The 20,439-nt window shown below is 72.8% G+C and carries 15 protein-coding genes; 1 reads left to right on the top strand and 14 read right to left on the bottom strand.

What is annotated here, in order from left to right:
- Nucleotides 1-64: 64 nt before the first annotated feature.
- On the bottom strand, nucleotides 65-400 hold the full coding sequence (locus tag BLV02_RS37895) for a hypothetical protein (protein ID WP_069113618.1): 336 nt from the start codon (nucleotides 398-400) through the stop codon (nucleotides 65-67).
- On the opposite strand from BLV02_RS37895, the gene BLV02_RS38410 reads away from it, so the two are divergent.
- A complete protein-coding gene (locus BLV02_RS38410) occupies nucleotides 281-1,171 on the top strand; it encodes an excisionase family DNA-binding protein (protein WP_342762414.1) in 891 nt (296 codons plus the stop codon). The two genes, BLV02_RS37895 and BLV02_RS38410, sit on opposite strands and share 120 nt — an antisense overlap.
- Here BLV02_RS38410 and BLV02_RS33220 read toward each other — a convergent pair.
- The 13 genes from BLV02_RS33220 to BLV02_RS33160 form a co-directional block, all read right to left on the bottom strand.
- Nucleotides 1,077-2,156 carry a sigma-70 family RNA polymerase sigma factor gene (locus tag BLV02_RS33220; protein ID WP_425432590.1) on the bottom strand — a complete coding sequence of 360 codons (1,080 nt, stop codon included), beginning with the start codon at nucleotides 2,154-2,156 and terminating at the stop codon, nucleotides 1,077-1,079. The genes BLV02_RS38410 and BLV02_RS33220 overlap by 95 nt on opposite strands.
- 135 nt (nucleotides 2,157-2,291) lie before the next feature.
- Nucleotides 2,292-3,248, bottom strand: a complete 957-nt coding sequence (locus BLV02_RS33215) for a sugar phosphate isomerase/epimerase family protein (RefSeq protein ID WP_069113621.1) — start codon at nucleotides 3,246-3,248, stop codon at nucleotides 2,292-2,294.
- Between the two features lie 33 nt (nucleotides 3,249-3,281).
- A complete protein-coding gene (locus BLV02_RS33210; protein ID WP_069113622.1) occupies nucleotides 3,282-4,289 on the bottom strand; it encodes a sugar phosphate isomerase/epimerase family protein in 1,008 nt (335 codons plus the stop codon).
- A gap of 38 nt (nucleotides 4,290-4,327) precedes the next feature.
- Nucleotides 4,328-5,710, bottom strand: a complete 1,383-nt coding sequence (locus BLV02_RS33205; protein ID WP_069113623.1) for an alkaline phosphatase family protein — start codon at nucleotides 5,708-5,710, stop codon at nucleotides 4,328-4,330.
- Nucleotides 5,707-6,882: a metabolite traffic protein EboE gene (gene eboE, locus BLV02_RS33200; protein ID WP_069113624.1), complete on the bottom strand. Its 1,176-nt coding sequence runs from the start codon at nucleotides 6,880-6,882 to the stop codon at nucleotides 5,707-5,709. The genes BLV02_RS33205 and eboE overlap by 4 nt, the downstream gene beginning before the upstream one ends.
- Nucleotides 6,882-7,754 carry a TatD family hydrolase gene (locus BLV02_RS33195; RefSeq protein ID WP_069113625.1) on the bottom strand — a complete coding sequence of 291 codons (873 nt, stop codon included), beginning with the start codon at nucleotides 7,752-7,754 and terminating at the stop codon, nucleotides 6,882-6,884. Before BLV02_RS33195 ends, eboE begins: the two co-directional genes overlap by 1 nt.
- A gap of 2 nt (nucleotides 7,755-7,756) precedes the next feature.
- Nucleotides 7,757-8,422: an EboA domain-containing protein gene (locus tag BLV02_RS33190; RefSeq protein ID WP_069113626.1), complete on the bottom strand. Its 666-nt coding sequence runs from the start codon at nucleotides 8,420-8,422 to the stop codon at nucleotides 7,757-7,759.
- A complete protein-coding gene (locus BLV02_RS33185; protein WP_069113627.1) occupies nucleotides 8,419-9,297 on the bottom strand; it encodes a sugar phosphate isomerase/epimerase family protein in 879 nt (292 codons plus the stop codon). Before BLV02_RS33185 ends, BLV02_RS33190 begins: the two co-directional genes overlap by 4 nt.
- Nucleotides 9,294-10,217 carry an SCO3242 family prenyltransferase gene (locus BLV02_RS33180; RefSeq protein ID WP_069113787.1) on the bottom strand — a complete coding sequence of 308 codons (924 nt, stop codon included), beginning with the start codon at nucleotides 10,215-10,217 and terminating at the stop codon, nucleotides 9,294-9,296. Before BLV02_RS33180 ends, BLV02_RS33185 begins: the two co-directional genes overlap by 4 nt.
- Nucleotides 10,214-11,368 (bottom strand): inositol-3-phosphate synthase, encoded by a 1,155-nt coding sequence (locus BLV02_RS33175; RefSeq protein WP_069113628.1) that lies wholly within the window; start codon nucleotides 11,366-11,368, stop codon nucleotides 10,214-10,216. The genes BLV02_RS33180 and BLV02_RS33175 overlap by 4 nt, the downstream gene beginning before the upstream one ends.
- 240 nt (nucleotides 11,369-11,608) lie before the next feature.
- Entirely contained in the window at nucleotides 11,609-17,896 is a 6,288-nt protein-coding gene (locus BLV02_RS33170) for a ThuA domain-containing protein (RefSeq protein ID WP_141711758.1), read from the bottom strand.
- A 182-nt stretch (nucleotides 17,897-18,078) separates the two neighbouring features.
- A complete protein-coding gene (locus tag BLV02_RS33165; RefSeq protein WP_069113630.1) occupies nucleotides 18,079-19,272 on the bottom strand; it encodes a Gfo/Idh/MocA family protein in 1,194 nt (397 codons plus the stop codon).
- 82 nt (nucleotides 19,273-19,354) lie between these two features.
- A complete protein-coding gene (locus BLV02_RS33160; RefSeq protein WP_069113631.1) occupies nucleotides 19,355-20,419 on the bottom strand; it encodes a substrate-binding domain-containing protein in 1,065 nt (354 codons plus the stop codon).
- Between the last annotated feature and the right edge of the window lie 20 nt (nucleotides 20,420-20,439).

The raw sequence follows: 20,439 nt of genomic DNA, 5'->3' as shown, positions 1-20,439 counted from the left end.
CGGCCGGTTCACTCCCTCTGCTGGCCAGTGCCTCATGTGCGCTGGCCAGTAGGGCTGTCACGCGCTACAGGTTGCGGTGGCGCCCGGTGAGGTCGAACAGGAGGTCGCCGATCGGGCCCTCGGCCGCATCGCCCACTACCTCGGACGGCACGACGAGGACGAGATCGAGCTCCACACCGAGGCCGGCCGCACCGACGAGGTCCTGGTGGTGCCGCGCGCCGCGGTCCAGCTGTTCGCGAGCATGCCGGCGTACATGGCCGAAGGCAAGGGCGTGTCGGTGATGCCGATGCACACCATGCTCACCACGCAGCAGGCCGCCGACCTGCTGAACGTCTCGCGCCCCTACCTCGTCGGACGGCTGGAACATGGCGACATCGCCTTCGAGAAGGTCGGCCGGCACCGGCGGGTCAGACTGGACGACCTCCTGGACTACCAGCGCGCCTCGGTCGCCGCGGCCAGACGGTCCGGCGCGCAGGTCATCGTGACGAACAATCTGCGCGACTTCCCGCCCGACCAGCTCCGGCGGCTGGACCTCGAGGTCAAGACACCCGACGACCGCGAGGTGTGGGCGTATCGAACGGCTGAGCTACTCGACCTCGTTGCGGACCAGCGCGACCGCGGCGTCGACCCGGGATTTGGTGGCCGGGTCGCGCAGGTCGATGCCGGAGTCGACCTGGACGGTCCAGGCGAGGTCGTCGGACGGGGTGCGGCGGCCGGTGACGCGGACGCCGCGGCGGCCATCGACGGGGATGTGGCGGCTGATGACGACGCTCTGGGTGACCTGCTCGCGGACGACGTCGACGAGGCGGCGCGGGGACTCGAGCGCCACCCGGTGCCGGGCCCGGCGCCCGCGCGCGTCGGGCACCTCGGTGACGACCAGCAGCTCGGCGTCGCCGTCCCAGGACGCGGTCTCGACGGCCGTCCAGGGGATCGAGGTGTCGCGCAGCAGCAGCCGATGGGTGGTGGCGGCGACGTGGCCGTCGGGGCCGGAACCGGACGCGAGCACCCGCTCGCCCGGCTCGAGCCCGTCGACGACAGGGGGAGCCGAACGGCGCAGCCTCATGCCCCCACACTAGTCAGCCGAGGTAGTCGCGCAGCTCACTGGCCCACTCGTTGCGCCGCAGCTTCGTCAGCGTGCGGTGCTCGATCTGCCGGACCCGCTCGCGCGTGACGCCGAACTCGCGGCCGACCTCCTCCAGCGTGCGGGTGCGGCCGTCGTGCAGGCCGTAGCGGAGCCGGACGACCGCCCGCTCGCGCTCGCTGAGGCCGTCGAGCACCTGCTCGACCTGGTCGCGCAGCAGCAACTGGGCGACCAGCTCGTCGGGCGAGAGCTCGTCGGTGTCCTCGACGAAGTCGCCGAACGTGTTCTCCGACGACTCGCCGACCGGCAACTGCAGGCTGACCGGCTCTTCGGAGTAGGAGAGCAGCTCGACGACGCGGTCGGCGGTCAGCGAGGTGGCGGCGGCCAGCTCCTCGACGGTGGGGTCGCGGGCCTCGCGCTGGGCCAGCGTGCGCAGCACCCGCAGCACGCGGTTGAGCTCGTCGACGACGTGCACGGGCAGCCGGATGGTGCGGCCCTGCTCGGCCAGCGCCCGGCTGATGGCCTGGCGGATCCACCACGTGGCATAGGTGGAGAACTTGAAGCCGCGGGCGTGGTCGAACCGCTCGACGGCGCGGATGAGGCCGACGTTTCCCTCCTGGATGAGGTCGAGCAGCGGCAGCCCGCGCCGGGTGTAGCGGCGCGCGATGGAGACGACGAGGCGCAGGTTGGCCTCGATGAGGCTGGCCTTGGCCCGCTGCCCGAGCCGGACCACCTCGGCCAGCGCGTCGGCGTCGGCGCCGGCGTCGCCCGCGGCCAGCCGCTCGCCGGCCAGCAGCCCGGCCTCGATGGCGCGGGCCAGCCGCACCTCCTCGGGCCCCTTGAGCAGCGGGATGCGGCCGATCTCGCGCAGGTAGCGGCGGGTGAGGTCGGTGCCGCTGCCGGGCCCGGGATCGGACAACCGCGGCGCCGGCGCCGCGGCCGGCTCGTCGTCGTCGACGACAGCCGTGGGCACAGCATCGCCCGGCCTGCTGACCTCGGAAAGATCACCGTCCGGCCGTCCACGCTGGGACGGCAGCGCGCGACCCTCCGCCCTCGATCGGATCACCGGCACCACCTCGGTCCCCCAAGTGTGCCCCGCCGAGGTGCCCCGCAGCTACCCTTCCGGCCGAATCGAAGATCATCGACCTGCGGACGCACCAGGGCGGCGACCCGCCGAAGCGGACCGCCGCCCTGTCCGGAACGACCGATTTCAGCGCATTCGCAGCTCGGTCAGATACCGGTAGCCGACCTCCGCCGTCTGCAGCGGGGTGACGTCCGGGGTGTCGTTCTCGACGATGTACTCCAGCACGCGGTGCGCGCGGAAGATCGCCGCGAAGTCGATGTGCCCGGTGCCGAGGTCGGCCATGTCGCCGCCGGTCAGGTGCCGGTCCTTGACGTGGTACTGCAGCGTCCGCTGCGGCGCGGCGTCGATGACGTCGATGGCGAACTGCTCGGCCTGCGAGACGGGCACGCCGGTGTTGATGCCGCCGGTGACCGCCCAGTAGAGGTCGACCTCGAGGTGGACGAGCTTCGGGTCCAGCTCCGTGGTCAGCACCTCCCACGGGGTGACGCCGCCGCCGAGGTCGGTGGTGAACTCGTGCGCGTGGTTGTGGTAGCCGTAGCGCAGCCCGTACCGCCGCGCCAGCGCCGCCTCCTCGTTCATCTGCTCGGCCCACAGCTGCCAGTCGGACCGGCTCTCCGAGGCGAGGTACGGGACGACGACGAAGCGCTGGCCGAGCGTGGCGGCGTTCTCCAGCTTCGCCTCCAGCGACGCGCGGTCGCCGCTGATGCCGTCGTGGCTGGACGAGCACGAGATGCCGATCTCGTCGTAGAAGTCACGCAGCTGTGCGGCGGTGCGGCCGAAGTACCCGAGCGCCTGCTCGACCTTCGTGTAGCCGTAGCCGGCGATCGAGCGCAGCGTCGCGTCGTAGAGGGCGCCCGGCGCCAGCGCGTCGCGCACCGTCCACAGCTGGATGCTGATGGCGCCGCGCGGGACGATCTTGCGGCCCGTGGGCTGGGCGCCGGCCGACGCGGGCAGGGCGGCGCCGACTCCGGCCAGCACACCGCCGGCGGCCGCGGCCGCACCCAGCAGGAACGAGCGCCGGCCCAGCCCGCGGCGGGCCAGCGACTCGTCCAGGGCACGATCGCCGTCGTATCCGTAACACATCGTGTGCTCCTTTCGGGGGTGGTCTGCGGAGGTCTAGTCGGTGGAGCTGAACGCGGCGTCGAAGGCCGCGGCGGGCGCGTCGAACAGGTTCGACCGGACGAACTCCAGGGCCTCGGGGGCGCCGCGCAGGCGGTCCATGCCGGCGTCCTCCCACTCGACCGAGATGGGGCCGTCGTAGCCGATCGCGTTGAGCATGCGGAACGACTGCTCCCACGGCACGTCGCCGTGGCCGGTGGACACGAAGTCCCAGCCGCGCCGCGGATCGGCCCACGGCAGGTGCGAGCTGAGCCGGCCGTTGCGGCCGTTGCCGAGCTGCTTCTTCGTGTCCTTGCAGTCGACGTGGTAGATGCGGTCGCGGAAGTCCCACAGGAACGCGACGGGGTCGAGGTCCTGCCACACCATGTGGCTGGGGTCCCAGTTGAGGCCGAACGCCTCGCGCTGCCCGATCGCCTCCAGCGTCTGCACGGTGGTCCAGTAGTCGTAGGCGATCTCGGACGGGTGCACCTCGTGCGCGAACCGGACGCCGACCTCGTCGTACACGTCGAGGATCGGGTTCCAGCGGTCGGCGAAGTCGCGGTAGCCGGCGGCGATCATGTCGTCCGACGCGGGCGGGAACATCGCGACGTACTTCCAGATGGCCGAGCCGGTGAAGCCGACGACGGTGTCCACGCCGAGCCGGGCGGCCGCGCGGGCCGTCACCTTCATCTCCTCGGCGGCGCGCTGCCGGACGCCTTCGGGGTCGCCGTCGCCCCAGATGCGGTCCGGGAGGATCGCGCGGTGCCGCTGGTCGATCGGGTCGTCGCAGACCGCCTGGCCCTTGAGGTGGTTGGAGATGGCCCAGACCTTCAGGCCGTTCTTCTCCAGGATGTCGTGCCGCGACTTCACGTAGGCGTCGTCCTCGGCGGCGCGCCACACGTCCAGGTGGTCGCCCCAGCAGGCGATCTCGAGGCCGTCGTAGCCCCATTCGCCGGCCAGCCGGGCGACCTCCTCGAACGGCAGGTCGGCCCACTGCCCGGTGAAGAGGGTGATCGGTCGTGCCATCGTGTCGTCTCCTTCGTGCGTCGGTGCGTGCGCTCTGTTCACGAGTTGCGGGCAGCGGTGCTCAGTCCGGCGAGCTCGAGCATCAGGTCGCGGACGTCGGTGGCGGCCAGCTGGTCGCGGGCCGTCGACGGGTCGCTGCACAGCAGCACCGGCCCGTCGGCGGGATCGTCGGGGAGCCGGCCGTGCGTGCCGCGCACCCACTGCCCGTCCAGCGGCACGACGTTCATCGCGTAGCGCAGCCCCAGCTTCTTCTTCGCCAGGTTCGCGCCCGCCCGCAGCTTGACCCGCGGGTCGGCGGGGTCGAGGAACAGCTCGGCCGGGTCGTAGCCGGGCTTGCGGTGGATCTCGACGCCGCGGGCGAAGTCGGGCGCGCGGTCGTCGTGCAGCCAGTAGTAGTAGGTGAACCAGGCCCCGAGGTCGGCCACCAGCACCAGCTCGCCGGAGCGCTCGTGGTCGAGCCCGAACTCGCGCTGCGCCTGCTTGTCCAGGACGAGGTCGACGCTGGGCAGCGCCTCGCAGTGCTCCCGGACGGCCTCGAGGTCGGCGGGGTCCTTCACGTAGACGTGCGCCACCTGGTGGTCGGCGACGGCGAACGCCCGCGACGCCCACGGGTCGAGGTACTCCATGCCGGCCTGCGTGTACACGTCGAGCAGCCCGGCCTGGCGCAGCGCCCGGTTGACGTGCACCGGGCGGCTGGCCGGGCCGATGCCGTACTCGCTCAGCGCGACGACGGTGACGCCCTGGTCGCGCGCCTCGGTGAGCAGCGGCGCCAGGACGCGGTCGACGTCGCGGGCGGCGGCGACGGCCTGCGGGCTGTGCGGCCCGAACCGCTGCAGGTCGTAGTCCAGATGCGGGACGTAGGCCAGCGTGAGGTCGGCCTGCGGCATCAGCCGCCGCGTCGCCTGCACGATCCACTCGCTGGACCTGATCGACGCCGTCGGGCCCCAGTACTGGAACAGCGGGAACTCCCCCAGCGACCGGGTCAGCTCGTCGTGCAGCGCCGGCGGCCGGGTGTAGCAGTCCGGCGACTTGCGGCCGTCGGCGTGGTAGATCGGCCGCGGCGTCACCGTCCAGTCGGTGTCGGCGCCCATCGCGTACCACCAGCACACGTTCGCGACCTTGTAGTCGGACTTGGCCCGCCGCGCGAGGTCCCACACCTTCTCGCCCTGCACCAGCCGGTTGTGCTGGCGCCACAGGAGGATCTCGCCGAGGTCGCGGAAGTACCAGCCGTTCCCGACGGCGCCGTGGTCGCGCGGCATCGCGCCGGTGAGGAACGTCGACTGGACCGAGCAGGTCACCGCGGGCAGCACCGTGCCCAGCGCGGCCTGCCAGCCGTCGCCGGCGATGGCCCGCAGGTTCGGGGTGTGCTCCAGCAGCCGCGGCGTCAGGCCCACGACGTCGAGCACGAGCAGCTTGTTCACGCGATCTCCTCCATACCGATCTCCGCCATCCGGTCCGCGACCCAGCGCAGTTCCGCCGCGAGCCCCGCCACCAGCCCGTCCGGGCCGTCCGGCCGACGCCCCGCGGGCAGCACCGACCAGGTGTACGTCTCGACCTCCACGTGGTCGGTCACGGCCCGTTCGCCGCCGAACAGCCCGCGCAGCGTCGCCGCCAGGTGCCCCTGGGTGGCGGCCAGCGGCGGCTCGGGCTGCTCGTGCACGGGCACGTGGTAGTGCACCCGCCACGGTCCGTCGTCGGGGAACGCCGCCGACGACAGCGCGACGGGCAGGTCGTCGGCGCCGACCACCTGGCCGCGGGTGCGCACCCGGGTCTGATGCAGGAAGCGGTCCTCGGCGTAGGCCGCGAGCGCCTTGCGCGCGGCCGGGTCGGACGGGTCGGCCACCTCCAGCGCGGCCGACGCCTGCGTCTTGACGACGGACAGCCCGGCCGCGTCGAGCACGGCCAGCGCGGCCGCCGGTTCCTCGAACTGGGTCGCCAGGTGGCAGGCGTCCAGGCAGATCCCGATGCGGTCGGTGTCGACGCCGCCGAGCTGGGCGGCCGCCTCGCCGACGGTCTCGACGACGCATCCCGGCTCCGGCTCGAGCGCGACCCGGACCGTCCGCCCGGTGTCCGCCTCGACCTTCGCCAGGCCGTCGGCCAGCTGCGCCAGCCGTTCCGCCGCGAGCCCGCGACGCGCGTCGTCCCACGGTGTGCGCCAGGCTAGCGGCAGGCTGGACACGCTGCCGCGGACGGCGTCGTCGGGCAGCAGCGCGGCCAGCACCCGGGCGCAGTCCAGCGTGTACGCCAGCCGCTGCGACGTCAGCCAGTCCGGGTGGTAGACGCCCAGCTTGACCCGCGGGTCGTGGAAGCCCTGGTACGGGAACGCGTTGAGCGTCACCACCTCCAGCCCGCCCGCGTCCAGCGTGGCGCGCAGCCGGTCCAGGTCGCGGCGGCCGGCGTCGGAGGCCAGCCGGGCCACGACCGGGGCCGGCAGCCACAGGCCGAGGCCGAGCCGGGCCACCCCGAGCCGGGCCCGCGCGCCGGCGCCGTAGCGCGTCACCTGGTCCAGCAGCGCCTCGACGTCCTCGGTCGGGTGGACGTTCGTGCAGTACGCGAGGTGGACGACGGTGCCGTCGTGGTGCCGGAACCGCATCACGCCTCCGGGCGCTGGCCGCGCAGGATCGAGTTGCCCTCGAAGGTCGCGGTGCGCGCCGTGCCGGACAGGTCCACCTCGTCCAGCAGCAGCCGCCCGCTCTGCCCGTAGAACGCGACCGGGTTCTGCCACAGCACCCGGTCGACGTCGGCGGCGTCGAACCCCTCGGCGAGCATGGCCCGGCCGGTCTTCACCGTCTTCAGCGGGTCGCTGTGCCCCCAGTCGGCGGCGGAGTTGACGATCATCCGGTCCAGGCCCCGGCCGGCGAGGATGCGCACCATGCGGTGCTCGTCCATCTTGGTGTCCGGGTAGATCGAGAACCCCATCCAGCAGCCCGAGTCGGCGACCATGCCGACGGTGGTCTCGTTGAGGTGGTCGACGAGCACGCGCTCGGGCGGCAGCCCGCTGGCCGCGACCAGCTCCAGCGTCCGCCGGGTGCCGGCCGCCTTGTCGCGGTGCGGCGTGTGCACGAGCACCGGCAGGTCGTGCTCGCCGGCCAGCTCCAGCTGCCGGACGAACACCTTCTCCTCGTCGTCGGTCATCGAGTCGAAGCCCAGCTCGCCGACCGCGACGACGCCGTCCTTGGCGAGGTAGCGCGGCAGCACCTCGAGCACGCCGTGGCAGCGCGGGTCGTTGGCCTCCTTCGGGTTCAGCGCGATGGTGCAGTGGTGCCGGATGCCGAACTGCGCGGCCCGGAACCGCTCCCAGCCGACCAGCGCGTCGAAGTAGTCGACGAACGAGCCGACGTTCGTGCGCGGCTGGCCGAGCCAGAACGCCGGTTCGGTGATGGCCCGCACCCCGGCGGCGTACATGCGCTGGTAGTCGTCGGTGGTGCGCGAGGTCATGTGGATGTGGGGGTCGAAGATGCGCATCGTCAGGCCTCCTCGGCGGGGACGGGGAACCGGCCGGCCACGGCCTCGGGGTGACGGCCGAGGATGCGCCAGGCGTCGCTGGGCACCGACCGCCCGGCGGCGACGCGCTCGTTGCCGTAGTCGGCCACCATGCGGGCCAGCTCCTCGTCGGTGCGTGCGTCGAGCTCGGCGACGGCGTCCAGCGGCACGCCGACGAACAGGCACTTCAGCACGCCCTGACGCCAGGCGGCGGCGTCGAGGTGCGCGGCGGCGTACGGCCCCAGCGCGGCGGCCACCAGCCGGACGTCGTTGGTGCGCAGCGCGTCGGCCACCAGCGGCAGCCCGGCGTCGCCGAGGTCCAGCACCGCCAGCGCCCGCAGCACCGCCCGTTTCTCGTCGGCGTCGCCGTACCGGTACAGCTGGCCGACCTCCTCGACCAGCGCGGCCCGCTCCAGGCGTGCGGCCGCGGCCACCAGCAGCGCCGCGCGGGCCTCGTCCTCCAGTCGCGGGCTGCGCAGGCCGTCGGGGTCGGACGGGTTGGACGGGCCGCGGGCGACCCGCCGTCCGACCGCCGGGAACAGCACCGAGATCCGCCGGGGGTCGGTCTCGACCTCCGCCAGCAGCTCCGCCAGCCGCCCGCGAGCGGCGTCGTCCAGGTGCGGGGTGGTTCGATCGATCGTCGCGCTCATGACGTTGCCTCCTCTCCCCCGTGTCCCATGGCGGCCAGGGCCTGCGCCTCGGCCGCCCGCAGTGCCGCCAGCGAACGGCGCGCGACGACGGGCGCGGCGTGCCCGTGCCGCGGCAGTTCGACGGCGGCCAGCCCGCCGTAGCCCACCTCCAGCAGCGCGCCCAGCGCCGCCGGCAGGTCGACCTCGCCCTCGCCGAACTCCAAATGCTCGTGCACGCCCTCGACCATGTCGTCGACCTGCACGTTCGCCAGCAGGCCCCCGGCCTGGCGGACGCAGTCGGCGACGCTGCCGGTCTCGTTCGCAACGACGTGCCCGACGTCCAGCGTGACCCGCAGCCGCTCCGGGTCGCCGAGCCGTTTGCGCAGCTCCAGCACGCCGCCAACGGTGTCGACGAACATCCCGGGCTCCGGCTCGAAGGCGCACACCATGTCGCGCCGCTCCGCCTCCTCCAGCACCGCCGCGACGCCGGACGTCACCCGCCGCCAGCCCTCGTCGGCGCCGACGCCGTCCGGCAGCGTGCCGGACCAGAACGACACCGCCTCGGCGCCCAGCTCGGCGCCGATCCGGACCGCCCGGCACAGCAGGTCGACCCGCCGTTCCCGCCCGCTGTCCGACACCAGGTTCGGCTCGTGCTTGCGCCACGGGTCCAGCACGTACCGCGCGCCGGTCTCGATGACGACGGCGAGACCGAGTTCGTCCAGCCGCCGCCCGACGGCGACCGTGCGCGCGGACAGGTCCGGGCCGAACGGGTCCAGGTGCGGGTGGTCCACGGTCAGCGCGACGCCGTCGTAGCCGAGCCCGGCGATGACGGCGAGCGCGTCGTCCAGCCGGTGGCTGCCGAACCCGTTCGTCCCGTAACCGAAGCGCAGGCTCATGTCGGCGACACCACCTTCGACAGCGCCCGCACGGCCGGGCCGATGCCGACGACCGCCGCGGCCAGCGCCACCGCGCCCGTCTTCGCCAGCAGCGCCGACTGCAGCGGGATCACGCCGCGCACGCCCGCACCGGTCGCCGACCGCACCGTCGCCGCGTCGGGTGTCCGAGCCGCGTCGAGCTGTGCCTTCCCGACGGTCGCGAGGTAGGCGCCCGCGGCGGCGAGCGCGGTGGGCCGGCCCCCCACGGGATGCCGTCCCCGCCCGCCTCGCTCGTTCCTCGCTCGGACGCCCGAGCCTACCCATGACGGCATCCCGTGGGAGCCCGGCCAGGCCGACAGGGCCGCGGCTGTCGCCGTCGCCCCCAGGGCCACCCGCGCCGACGACGGGGAGGCGCCGTGGACCTCGCCGCGGCTGAGCACCGTCACGCCGACGGTGTGCGTGGCGACGGCGAGCGCCGGCAGCGCCGCCGCCCGTTCCCGTCCGCCCGCTCCGAGCAGCACGTCCAGGCCGCGGGCCGCGCCCATCGCGAGCGGGCCGGCCGGTGTGGCCTTGGCGACCAGGTCGTACGTCCACACGGCCGCGGCCAGCGGGACCGCGACCCGCAGCGCCCGCCGTCCGCCGGCCACCGCCGCCAGCCCGAGGCCGGCGGCGGTGAGCCCGGTGGCGACGCCCAGCGCCTCGCCCGGCGTCACCCGCCCGGACGGGATCGGCCGCTCCGGCCGCTCGACACGGTCGAGGTCGCGGTCGGCGTAGTCGTTCAGGGCCATGCCGGCCCAGTACAGGCAGGCCGAGGCCAGCGGCGTGACCGCGGTCCGGGCCCCGTACGGGAACCCGGCCGCGGCCGCGCCGGCCAGCGAGTCGCCCGGCACGGTCAGCGCCGCGGGCGCCCGCACCAGCTCGGCGACGTCGCGCAGCCTCATGTCGTGCCCCGGCCGGCCCGCTCGCACCAGGCGACCAGCGACTCCCACTGGGTGCTGAGCGCGTGCACGTCACTGGCGGCCGGGTCCTTGAAGAAGAACCCGAGCTGCGGCATCGGCCCGGCCACACCCAGCTCGTGCGCCCGCGCCACCAGCCGGACGAGGTCCAGCACCAGCGGCGCGGCCAGCGACGAGTCGCAGCCGGACCAGGTGAACTGCATGGACATCCGGGTGCCGAGGAAGCCCTCGAACGACACCAGGTCCCAGGCGGTCTTCCAGTCGCCGAGATCGGGCACGTAGTCGATGTGCAGCGGCCCGTCGACCGGGTGACCGAGGATCGACTCCAGGCCGTTGGCCTTGGTGGCGATCTTGCTGGCCGCGTTGGTCGGGTCGGCCAGCGTCTGGCCGTCGCCGCCGCCCAGCAGGTTGACCGACGACCACGACCGCACCTTCAGCGCGCGCATCGCGAACATCGGCCCGAGCACGGTCTTGACCAGCGTCTCGCCGGTCTTGGCGTCCGAGCCGGCCCACGGGACGCCGCGGTCCAGGGCCAGCTGCTCCAGCGCCGGGACCCGCGGCCCCGGGCTCGGCGTGAACGCGACGTACGCGCAACCGGCCCGGAACGCCGCGTACGCGTAGAGCGAGCTGCCCGGCAGCGGCGCCTCGCCCGCGTCCAGCGCCGCCTCCAGCGCGGCGAGCGTCGCCAGCGCGGGGACGTCGCCGGCCGGCGGCTCGGTGCTGGACACGTCCACGACGACCACGCGGTCCAGGCCGTGCTCGTCGCGGAACGCGCGCAGCTCGGCCTCGACCCGCTCCGCCGCCGCGCGCTGCGTGCCGTGCCCGGCGACGACGCCGGGCCGGATCCGCTCGTCGGCCGCGGCGAGGTCACCGGCCAGGACGGTGGCCAGCGCGGGCGGGAACACCCCGCCCGCGCTCAGCTCCTCGGCCCGCTTGCCCAGGGTGCCCTCGGCGACCTCGTGGCCGCCGACGACGATGCCGTCCAGTGCCGGCAGCCCGGCCGCCGCGATTTCCGGCAGCTCGGAGACCATGCCGACGTGCCCGGCCAGCCGGGACCGGATGGCCAGCAGCCCGACGGTGGTCGTGGTGGCCACGGAGCCACGGGCGCCGACGAACCAGATGCCGACGCCGCTCATGCCCGGCCTCCTTCGGACGATCCCGCCGCGAAGGTGGCGCCCCGGTGCCGGCGCGGAGCGCGTCGCACCGGCACCGGGGCCGGGAACCGGCGTTGGCCGGCTCCCCGTCGCCCATGAGAGCCCGGCCCGGCGATCCGGGGCAGGGCCGAGGTGCCCTGGTCGCGGGTTCCGTTCCGGCGCGGTGCGCCGGACGGCAGCAGAACTCTCATGGTGACGTCTCCTCTTCAGGGGGGTGGAGGACTATTCGGTGGCGGGCAACTCCCTGCCCTCTGTACGGTCCGGGTCGCCGTCGAGACGGCCCGTCCCGGTGAGCGCTTCGCCACCGTTGGCCCGGACTCCGGCCGCCGCCTGCCGTGGCGTGCCGCCGAGCCGGATGATCATCGCGTCGGCGTCCCGCAGCAGGGTGCTCTTCACCCCTGCGTCGGTGACCTTCGCGTTGACCGTGCTCTTGAACGTCTCCAGCGCGATCACGGCCCGCTCGCCGCGGCCCATGCCCTCCTGGCGGCGGGCGGTGGCCAGCGACTTCTGCAGGTCCTTGGCCACCTGCGACGTGATCGTGCCGGCCGTCTGGAACTGGGTGATCAGGCTCTCCATGTCGGCGAACGAGGTGGTGGAGAAGAACACCAGCTCCTGGACGGTCTCGTTGCCCGCCGCGTCGGTCGCCGTGACGACCAGCTCGTGCAGGCCGAGCGGGATCGCGTGCAGCGCGACCACGGCGCCGGACTGGAGCGGCGCGCCGTCCAGCGTCCCGGTCGTGGTGACCGGGCCGTTGTCGGTGGCCGTCCAGGTGACGGTCAGGTTCTGGCTGTCGCCGTAGAGCTGGCCGTGTGCGACGCCGCTGACCACCAGGACCGGCGCGGTGCCGTCGACGGTCACCGTGACCGCCTTGGCGTCCTCGACATTCCCGGCCGCGTCCGCCGAGCGGTAGCGCAGCTCGTGCTCGCCGTCGCCGCTGACCGCGACCGGACCGTCGTACGCCGTCCAGTCGCCGCCGTCGAGGGACCACTCGGTGGCCGCGACGCCGGACGTGGCGTCGGCCGCCGCCAGTGTCACCGCCACCGGCGAGGTGCCCGCCACCGTGGCGGTCGTGACCGGCGGGGTGGCGTCCTTGCGGACGGCCGCCGCGACCGGCGCGGACACGTTGCCGGCGGTGTCGGTGCCGCGGAACTCCAGCGCGTGCTCGCCGTCGGCGTCGACGACCACCGCACCGGTGTACGGCGTCCAGTCGCCGCCGTCGACGCGGTGCTCCAGCGCGACCTCGCCGCCCTGGTCGTCGGTGCCCACCGCGGAGACGGACACCGGGCCGGTCCACCAGCCGTTCTGGCCGGTCGGCTCGGCCGGGTCGAGGGCGACCTCGACCGTCGGCGCCGTCTCGTCGACGAGCTCCTGGATGCGGACGTTGCGGAAGTAGTTCTGGTCCGCCGCGCCGTGGTTCTGGATGCCGATGTAGCTGGGCTGGTTCATCCGGTTCGGGTCGGTGTCGGTGTAGTCGTTGATCAGCGCACCGTTGAGGTAGACCCGGATGCGGTCGCCCTGGACCACGATCTCGTACTCGTTCCACTCCCCGGGCGGGTTGAGCGCGGCGTCGCGAGCGGCCTGGTCGGCGCCCTGGAACGCGTAGATCGCACCGGTGGTGCGGTCGGGCGCGTCGGTGGCGTCGATCTGGATCTCGTGGCCCTGGTTGACGGCGACCCACGGGTCGTCGCCCGGGTCGGGGAACCCGACGAAGACGCCGGAGTTGTCGTCGCCCGGCATCATCCAGTCCAGCTTGAGGCTGTAGTCCTCGTAGGAGTCCGCCGAGTACCAGTAGAGGCCCATGCCGCCCTCGGACAGCAGCGTGCAGTCCTCGGTGAGCGTGAACCCGCCCGGACCCGCCATCTGCCACCCCGCGAGGCTCGCCGCGGTGCCGTCGAAGAGGCTGGTGTAGCCCTCCTCCGGCGCCGTCGGCTCGCACGCCTGCTGGCCGCCGGTGACGTGGAAGTAGTCGTACGTCACTGTCTGCGGCGCGGACTGCGAGGTGCCGATGGCGAACAGGCCGACCCGCGTGTCGCCGCCGGACAGCGCGGCGTTCGTGACGGCCTCGCCGAACGGCGTCCAGGTCTGCCCGTCGGCGCTGTAGGCGCCGGTGTAGGTGTCGCCGGAGCGGGACAGCCGCAGGTGCCACACGCCCTGGGTCAACGCCGTGACCTGGGGCTGCGGGTTCTGGATGACGGCGTCGACCTCGCTGCGCAGCTCGATGCGGCGGGCCACCGGCGAACCGGCCGGGTTGTCCACCACGAAGTCGAGCTTCACGTAGTTGTCGTCGTCGCCGTAGACGATCAGACCGCCCTGCTGGTACTGCTCGGCCAGCGCCGAGCCGTCGACCAGCGTCTCGATGGTCCACTCGTCGCCCTCGGGCGCCGGCTGGAGCATGAAGTTCCCCGGCGGCGGCGTGGTGTCGCCGGTGTAGATGTCGCCGTTCGGGGTGTCGATCTCCAGCTTGCCGTCGGCGAGCCGGTAGCCGGCCTCGTCCGGACGCAGCACGGTCCAGCGGCAGCCGTCCAGCGTCGCGCCGTCGAACTCGTCGTCCGGCGTCGGCGCGGTGGCGGTGTCGTCGGGCGTGATGTGGAACGAGTCGAACCGCACCTCGGTGACCGGCTGGCCGGTGCCGGCCAGCGCGACCAGGCCGATCTTCGGGTTCTCGATGCCGGCCAGGCTCTTCGTCTGCGCCATCTCGGTGAAGTTCACGCCGTCGGCGCTGTACGCGGCCCGCAGGTTCTGGCCGTCGCTGCTGTAGCGCACCCAGACGGTGTCCGGGTAGGCGGCGCCGAGGTTGGCGGTGTTGCTGTCGCCGACCTCGTTGGGCGCGCCGTTCTCTTCGCGGATGAACTGGAAGATGCGCGCCGCCGGGTTGCTGACGCCGGTGTCGCGGCCCTCGAGCACCATCTTGGCGTAGTTGTCGTCGTCGCCGTAGATGATCAGACCGGCCTGCTGGTAGGCCCGGTAGGCCTGCATGGTCAGCTTCGCGGTCGCGGTGAACGGCCCGTCCGGCAGGTCCTGCAGGACGATGTTCGGCGTGTCGGTGTTGTTGGTGCCGTAGATGTCGGTGCTCGACGTCGGCAGCACCAGGCTCCCGTCGGCGACCACGAGGTCCTGGTTCTCCCTGACCACGGTGGTCCAGCGGTCGCGGTCCAGCGACGTGCCGTCGAACCCGTCGGAGCGCCCGTTCAGGCAGACCGGCGGCTCGACCACGACGTCCTCGGCCTCGATGGTGACGTGCTCGGTCGCCGCGGCGCCGCGCGCGTCGGTCACCGTCACCGTGGCGTCGTACGTGCCCGCCTCGGTGTAGGTGTGCGACGCCGTCGGGCCGGTGGCCGTGCCGCCGTCACCGAAGACCCACGCGTAGGTGAGCGGGTCGTCGCCCTCGGGGTCGGTGGCGGTGGCCTCGAACTCGACGTCCAGCGGGACGGTCCCGCTGGTCGGCGTCGCCGTGACCTCGACGTCGGGCCGCTGGTTCTCGGTGACGCCGCGGCCCTCGAAGTCGATCCAGTTGACGTTCAGCCCGCCGGACACGTTGACGAAGTACAGCGGGCCGCTGTCGGTCGCCGTCGCGCCGCTGACCTCGCCGGTGAAGTAGTCGTAGGTCTGCCACGCCCCGGTCGGCTCGACGGTGATGGTGGCCACCGCCGGGCCTTCCGGCGAGCCGGTGCGGACCTCGACCGTCGACGCGCCGGTGGGCGTCGCGGCCCGGAGCGTGATGCTGTCGATGTTGGTGAGGTTCATCGGGTCCCAGGCCCACCAGTCGCCGGGCTCGATGAACCCGATGTTCTGGCCGCCGCCCAGGACGTCCCCGGTGGTCTCGCGCTGCACGCCCGGGTCGCCGCCGGACGTGGACCCGGACAGTCGTCCGGTCGTGTCGAAGTGCTCGGCCTCGCGCCGCTTCGGCTGCAGGACCAGCACCTCCTGACCGGTCAGCGGGCGCACGTTCGGCGCGCCGTCGTCGGTGTAGGTGACCGTGACGGTGCCGAAGATGTTCGCGCCGACGTGGCCCTCGTCGCCGGGCAGCGGGAACACGCCTTCGCAGCCGAAGTTCTCGGCGTACCCGTGCGAGTGCTCGTCGTGCCCGAGCGCCGGCTGGGTGACGATGCGCGCGCAGTCGGCCTGGCCGTCCTCGGCGTCGGTGGCGCCCACCTCGTACCGGATGGTGTCGCCGAACTCGAAGAACCCGCCGTTCGGCGGCCACGCCACCTGCACGTCCGGCGCGGTGTTGCCGGCCGCGATCTCGACGTTGGCGATGTCGGACAGGCCGTCGGCGTCGGTGACGGTGAGCGCGACGGTGTAGTCGCCGGCCGTCGTGTACGTGTACGACGCCTCGGGCTCGGTGGAGTCGGTGCTGCCGTCGCCGTCGAAGTCCCACGCGTACGTGACCGGCCCGCCCTCGGGGTCGATCGACGCGGAACCGTCGAAGCTCACCTCCAGCGGCAGCGGGCCGGACGTCGCACTGGCGCTGATGCGCGCCACCGGCGCCCGGGTGCCCTGCACGTAGTCGATGCGGTAGACACCGGAGTCGGCGTTGTTGCCGCCGAACCCGCTGCCCCACTCGATCACGTACAGCGCGCCGTCCGGGCCCCACTGCAGGGCGTGCGGGCGGGCGAACGGCCAGTCCGGGAAGACCGCGTTGATGTCGGTGACGGCGGACCCGGTCTGGTCCAGCTGGAACGAGTAGAGGTTGCCCTGGTTCCACTCGCCGAAGATCGCCTTGCCGTCCCAGTAGGCCGGCCACTTGCGGTCCGACACGAGGTCGGGGTCGTAGCGGTACACGCCGCCGGCCATCGGGGCGCCGCCGCCGCCGATCTCCGGGAACAGCGGGTTGGTGGAGTACCCGTACCAGACCTCGGCCTGGATGGCGCCGGGCAGCTGGGTGAGGCCGGTGTTGTTCGGCGAGTCGTTCACCGGCGCGTCGCAGTTGAACGCCGCACCCGAGGCGTTGGTGGCGAAGTCGAAGTCGATGTACGGCGTGTTGTTGCCCACGCAGTACGGCCAGCCGTAGAAGCCGGGCTCGTCGACGATGTTCCACTCGACCCGGCCGTCCGGGCCGCGGCTGGGGTTCGCGCTGCCGGCGTCGGGCCCGTAGTCGGCGACCATGAGCTTGTTGGTCGCCGGGTCCAGGCCGATGCGGAACGGGTTGCGGAAGCCCATCGCGAAGATCTCCGGACGGGTCTGCGCCGTACCCGGAGCGAACAGGTTGCCCGCGGGGATCGCGTAGCCGCCCTCGTCCAGCGGGGTGATGCGCAGCACCTTGCCGCTCAGGCTGTTCGTGTTGGCCGACGTGCGCTGCGCGTCCCACAGCTCCCGGCCGGGCCGCTCGTCGATCGGCGCGTAGCCGCTGGACGCGAACGGGTTCGTGTTGTCGCCGGTGGTGAGGTACAGGTTGCCGTCGTTGTCGAACTCCAGCGCGCCGCCGGCGTGGCAGCACTCCACCCGGTTCGTCGGGTACTCGATGATGACGGTCTCGCTGGCGAGGTCGAGCGTCTCACCGGTCAGCGTGAACCTCGACACCCGGTCGATCGCCTCGCCGCCCGCCGGCGCGTACGTCAGGTACACCCAGCCGTTGGTGCTGAAGTCCGGGTCGAGCGCGATGCCCATGAGCCCGAACTCCTGGCCGGTGTACACGCTCAGGGTGCCGGTGGTGGTGGCCGAGCCGTCCGGGCGGATCAGCCGGACCGCGCCGTTGCGGTCGATGTAGAGGACGCGGCCGTCGTCGGCGACCGCCAGCTCCATCGGGTTGCTGGTGCTGTCGTCCAGCGTCACCTTCTCGAAGCTGTCCGGCTGGCTGGCCGAGCAGTCGGCCGGTGTGACGCCCGCCGCGGTCTCGATGCCGCCGAGCAGCAGCTGCAGGAAGTCGGGGTCGGCGTAGGACTCCTGGGTGTGGCCGAGGCCGGTGTACCAGGACCGGCCGCCGTCGTAGTCCTGGCACCAGGTGATCGGGTGGTCCGCGCCCATGGCGCCGCCGCCCGGCGAGTACGACTTCTCGTCCAGCGACGTCAGCACGTGCACGTTGCCGCGCGGATTGGTCTGGTAGTTGTACCACTCGTCGAACCGGGACCAGAGCGGGTCGAGGTGCTGCGTCGACGGGTGTGCCGGGTCCTCCACCTTCACCGTCGCGGTCTGGTTCTGCGGGTGGCTGGCGAAGTAGGCGCCCACCAGCTCGCCGTACCACGGCCAGCTGTACTCGGTGTCGGACGCGGAGTGGATGCCGGCGTACCCGCCGCCGTTCTGGATGTACCGCTCGAACGCCGCCTGCTGGTCGGTGTTGAGCACGTCACCGGTGGTCGACAGCCAGACGACGGCGTCGTACTGGGCCAGGTTCTCGTCGGTGAACGCCGCGGCGTCCTCCGTCGCGGTGACGTCGAACTCGTGCGTGGTGCCGAGCTGCTGGATCGCCGCGATGCCCGCGGGGATGGAGTCGTGCCGGAACCCCGCCGTCTTCGAGAACACCAGGATCGAGTAGCCACCGTGGCCCGGGTGGGCCGCCGCCGGAGGCGCCATCGCGGCCACTGCCAGCGGCACCGCCGTCACGACGGCGGCACCTGCGGCCAATAATCGCCGCGCCCATCGGCGGGCGCGTTGCGCGGGATGACTCACCACAGTCTCCTTCGACTGTCGGGAACGGATGATGCGCTCCGTGCCCGGGGTCGCCCCCGGTGGTACTCGGCCCCTGCTGGGTGTGCTCAGGCGGGTGCGGGCACCTCCGTCCACGCGCTGCCTGCGGCCGCGCTGTCCTCGACGGCCGCGAGGACGCGCTGAACGACCAGGCCGTCGGCGAACGACGGCGCCGGGTCACGGCCCTCGCCGATCGCCGTCAGCAGGTCGACGGCCTGGTGGGTGAAGGCGTGCTCGTAGCCGAGCCCGTGCCCCGCGGGCCACCAGGCGCTGACGTACGGGTGGCTGGGCTCGGTCACCAGCACCCGCCTGAAGCCGGCCAGCCGGGCGTCCTCGGTGTGGTCGTAGACGTTGAGGACGTTCATGTCCTCGAAGTCGAACGCGAGGCTGCCCTTCGACCCGTTGAGCTCGATGCGGATGGCGTTCTTGCGCCCGCTGGCGAACCGGGTCGCCTCGAACGAGGCCACCGCTCCGCCGGAGAACCGGGCCAGGAACAACGCGGTGTCGTCGACCGTGACCGGCCCCATCGCGGCGCCCTCGCCGGCGGAGCCGGCCAGTCCGGTGAACGACTCGGGGATCGGGCGTTCCTTGACGAACGTCTCCAGGATCGCGCTGACGCCGGTGATGCGCTCGCCGGTGATGAACTGGGTGAGGTCGACGATGTGCGCGCCGATGTCGCCCAGCGCGCCGGACCCGGCCCGCTCCTTCTGCAACCGCCACGACAACGGTGCAGCCGGATCGGCGATCCAGTCCTGCAGGTACTGCGCGCGCACGTGGTGCAGCTGTCCCAGCCGGCCCTCGGCCACCAGCTGCCGGGCCAGCGCGATGGCCGGCACCCGGCGGTAGGTGAAGCCGACCAGGCTGCGCACCCCCGACTCCGCCGCCTTCTCCGCCGCCTCGACCATGGCCTCGGCCTCGGCCACGCTGTTGGCCAGCGGCTTCTCGCAGAGCACGTGCTTGCCGGCCTCGAGGGCCGCGATCGCGATCTCGGCGTGGGTGTCGCCGGGCGTGCAGACGTCGACCAGGCCCACGTCGTCGCGGGCGATCAGCTGCCGCCAGTCGGTCTCGACGCTCTCCCACCCGAAGCGTCTGGCGACGTCGCCGGCCGCCTCGGCGTTGCGGCCGCCCAGCGCCACCAGGCGCGGGACCACCGGTACGTCGAAGAAGCTCGGCGCGTTGCGCCAGGCCTGGGAGTGGGCTGCCCCCATGAACGCGTAGCCCACCATTCCGATACCGAGGATGGGCGTGTCGTCAACCGTCATGTGCTGTGCCTTCCGTTGTGTCCCCCGTCGGTGACGGGTCGGGCGGGGCCGGCGCCGGCCCCGCCGCTCACCGCGTCCTGAATCAGGATTCGAACCCCAGGGGGAGGTACTGCTCGACGTTGTCGGCGTTGACGACCGGAGCGTTGAGCACGATCCGGCGCGGTACCTCGACCTGGACCAGGTCCGACAAACCCTTGTTCTGCGCCAGCAGCCGGGCCAGCCGGATGCCGTCGGCGGCCTGCGTCGGCGGGTAGAGGATGGTCGCCTCCATCTCGCCGTCCTGGATCCACCGCATGGCGTTCGCCGAGCCCGCGCCGCCGATGAAGAAGAACTCGTCGCGACCGGCGTTGTCGAACGCCTGCTTCACGCCGACGCCCTGGTCGTCGTCGTGGTTCCAGACGATGTCGATCTGCGGAGCCGCCTGCAGCAGGTTCGAGGCCTGCTCCTCACCGGACTCGACGGTGAACTCGGCGGCGACGCGGTTGTCGACGGTCTGCCCGCAGGCCTCCAGCGCGTCGGCGAAGCCCTGCGAACGGTCCTGGGTCAGCGGCAGCGAGTCGATGCCGGCGATCTCGGCGATCACCGGGTCGGCGATGCCGTTGTCCTCGATCAGCTGGCAGGCGTAGGTGCCGGCCGAGACACCCATGCCGTAGTTGTCGCCGAGGATCGTCGTGCGCGCGGCGAACGGGGTGGAGAACTCGCGGTCGACGTTGACGACCGGGATGCCGGCGTCCATCGCCCGGGTGGCCACCTCGGTGAGCTGCGCGCCGTCGGTGGGCAGCAGCACGATCGCGTCGACGCCCTCGTTGATGAACGTCTCGATCTGGCTGATCTGCAGGTTGGCGTCGTTGGTGCCCTCGGCGGTGCGCAGCTCGATGTCCTCGTACTTCCCCGCCTCGGCGATGGCCGAGTCGTTGACCGCGGCCAGCCAGCCGTGGTCGGCCTCGGGCCCGGAGAACCCGATGGTCACGGTCTCGCCGATCTCGTCGTTGCCGCCGGACGGCGCCTCGGCGTCGGTCTCCGCGGCCGGCTCGTTCTCCTCCTCCGGCTCGTTGCTGGTGCAGCCCACGACGAAGGCCCCGGCCGCGAACACGGCGACCGTGGACGTCAGTAACCGGCGGTACGGCCGATTCGTGCGTACGGACATGGGTCTCTCCTCGGATCGAT

This window comes from Jiangella alba (assembly GCF_900106035.1).
GTDB classification, from domain to species: domain Bacteria; phylum Actinomycetota; class Actinomycetes; order Jiangellales; family Jiangellaceae; genus Jiangella; species Jiangella alba.
This window is presented reverse-complemented; position numbering and strand designations above follow the sequence as displayed.

Bases quoted from the DNA above. Each gene is read 5' to 3' on its own strand.
- BLV02_RS33170 (WP_141711758.1), bottom strand. From the start codon at position 17,896: ATGGCGCCTCCGGCGGCGGCCCACCCGGGCCACGGTGGCTACTCGATC.
- BLV02_RS33175 (WP_069113628.1), bottom strand. From the start codon at position 11,368: ATGAGCGGCGTCGGCATCTGGTTCGTCGGCGCCCGTGGCTCCGTGGCC.
- BLV02_RS33185 (WP_069113627.1), bottom strand. From the start codon at position 9,297: ATGAGCCTGCGCTTCGGTTACGGGACGAACGGGTTCGGCAGCCACCGG.
- eboE (WP_069113624.1), bottom strand. From the start codon at position 6,882: ATGCGGTTCCGGCACCACGACGGCACCGTCGTCCACCTCGCGTACTGC.
- BLV02_RS33180 (WP_069113787.1), bottom strand. From the start codon at position 10,217: ATGAGGCTGCGCGACGTCGCCGAGCTGGTGCGGGCGCCCGCGGCGCTG.
- BLV02_RS33210 (WP_069113622.1), bottom strand. From the start codon at position 4,289: ATGGCACGACCGATCACCCTCTTCACCGGGCAGTGGGCCGACCTGCCG.
- BLV02_RS33165 (WP_069113630.1), bottom strand. From the start codon at position 19,272: ATGACGGTTGACGACACGCCCATCCTCGGTATCGGAATGGTGGGCTAC.
- BLV02_RS33190 (WP_069113626.1), bottom strand. From the start codon at position 8,422: ATGAGCGCGACGATCGATCGAACCACCCCGCACCTGGACGACGCCGCT.
- BLV02_RS33160 (WP_069113631.1), bottom strand. From the start codon at position 20,419: ATGTCCGTACGCACGAATCGGCCGTACCGCCGGTTACTGACGTCCACG.
- BLV02_RS33195 (WP_069113625.1), bottom strand. From the start codon at position 7,754: ATGCGCATCTTCGACCCCCACATCCACATGACCTCGCGCACCACCGAC.
- BLV02_RS38410 (WP_342762414.1), top strand. From the start codon at position 281: ATGCCGATGCACACCATGCTCACCACGCAGCAGGCCGCCGACCTGCTG.
- BLV02_RS33215 (WP_069113621.1), bottom strand. From the start codon at position 3,248: ATGTGTTACGGATACGACGGCGATCGTGCCCTGGACGAGTCGCTGGCC.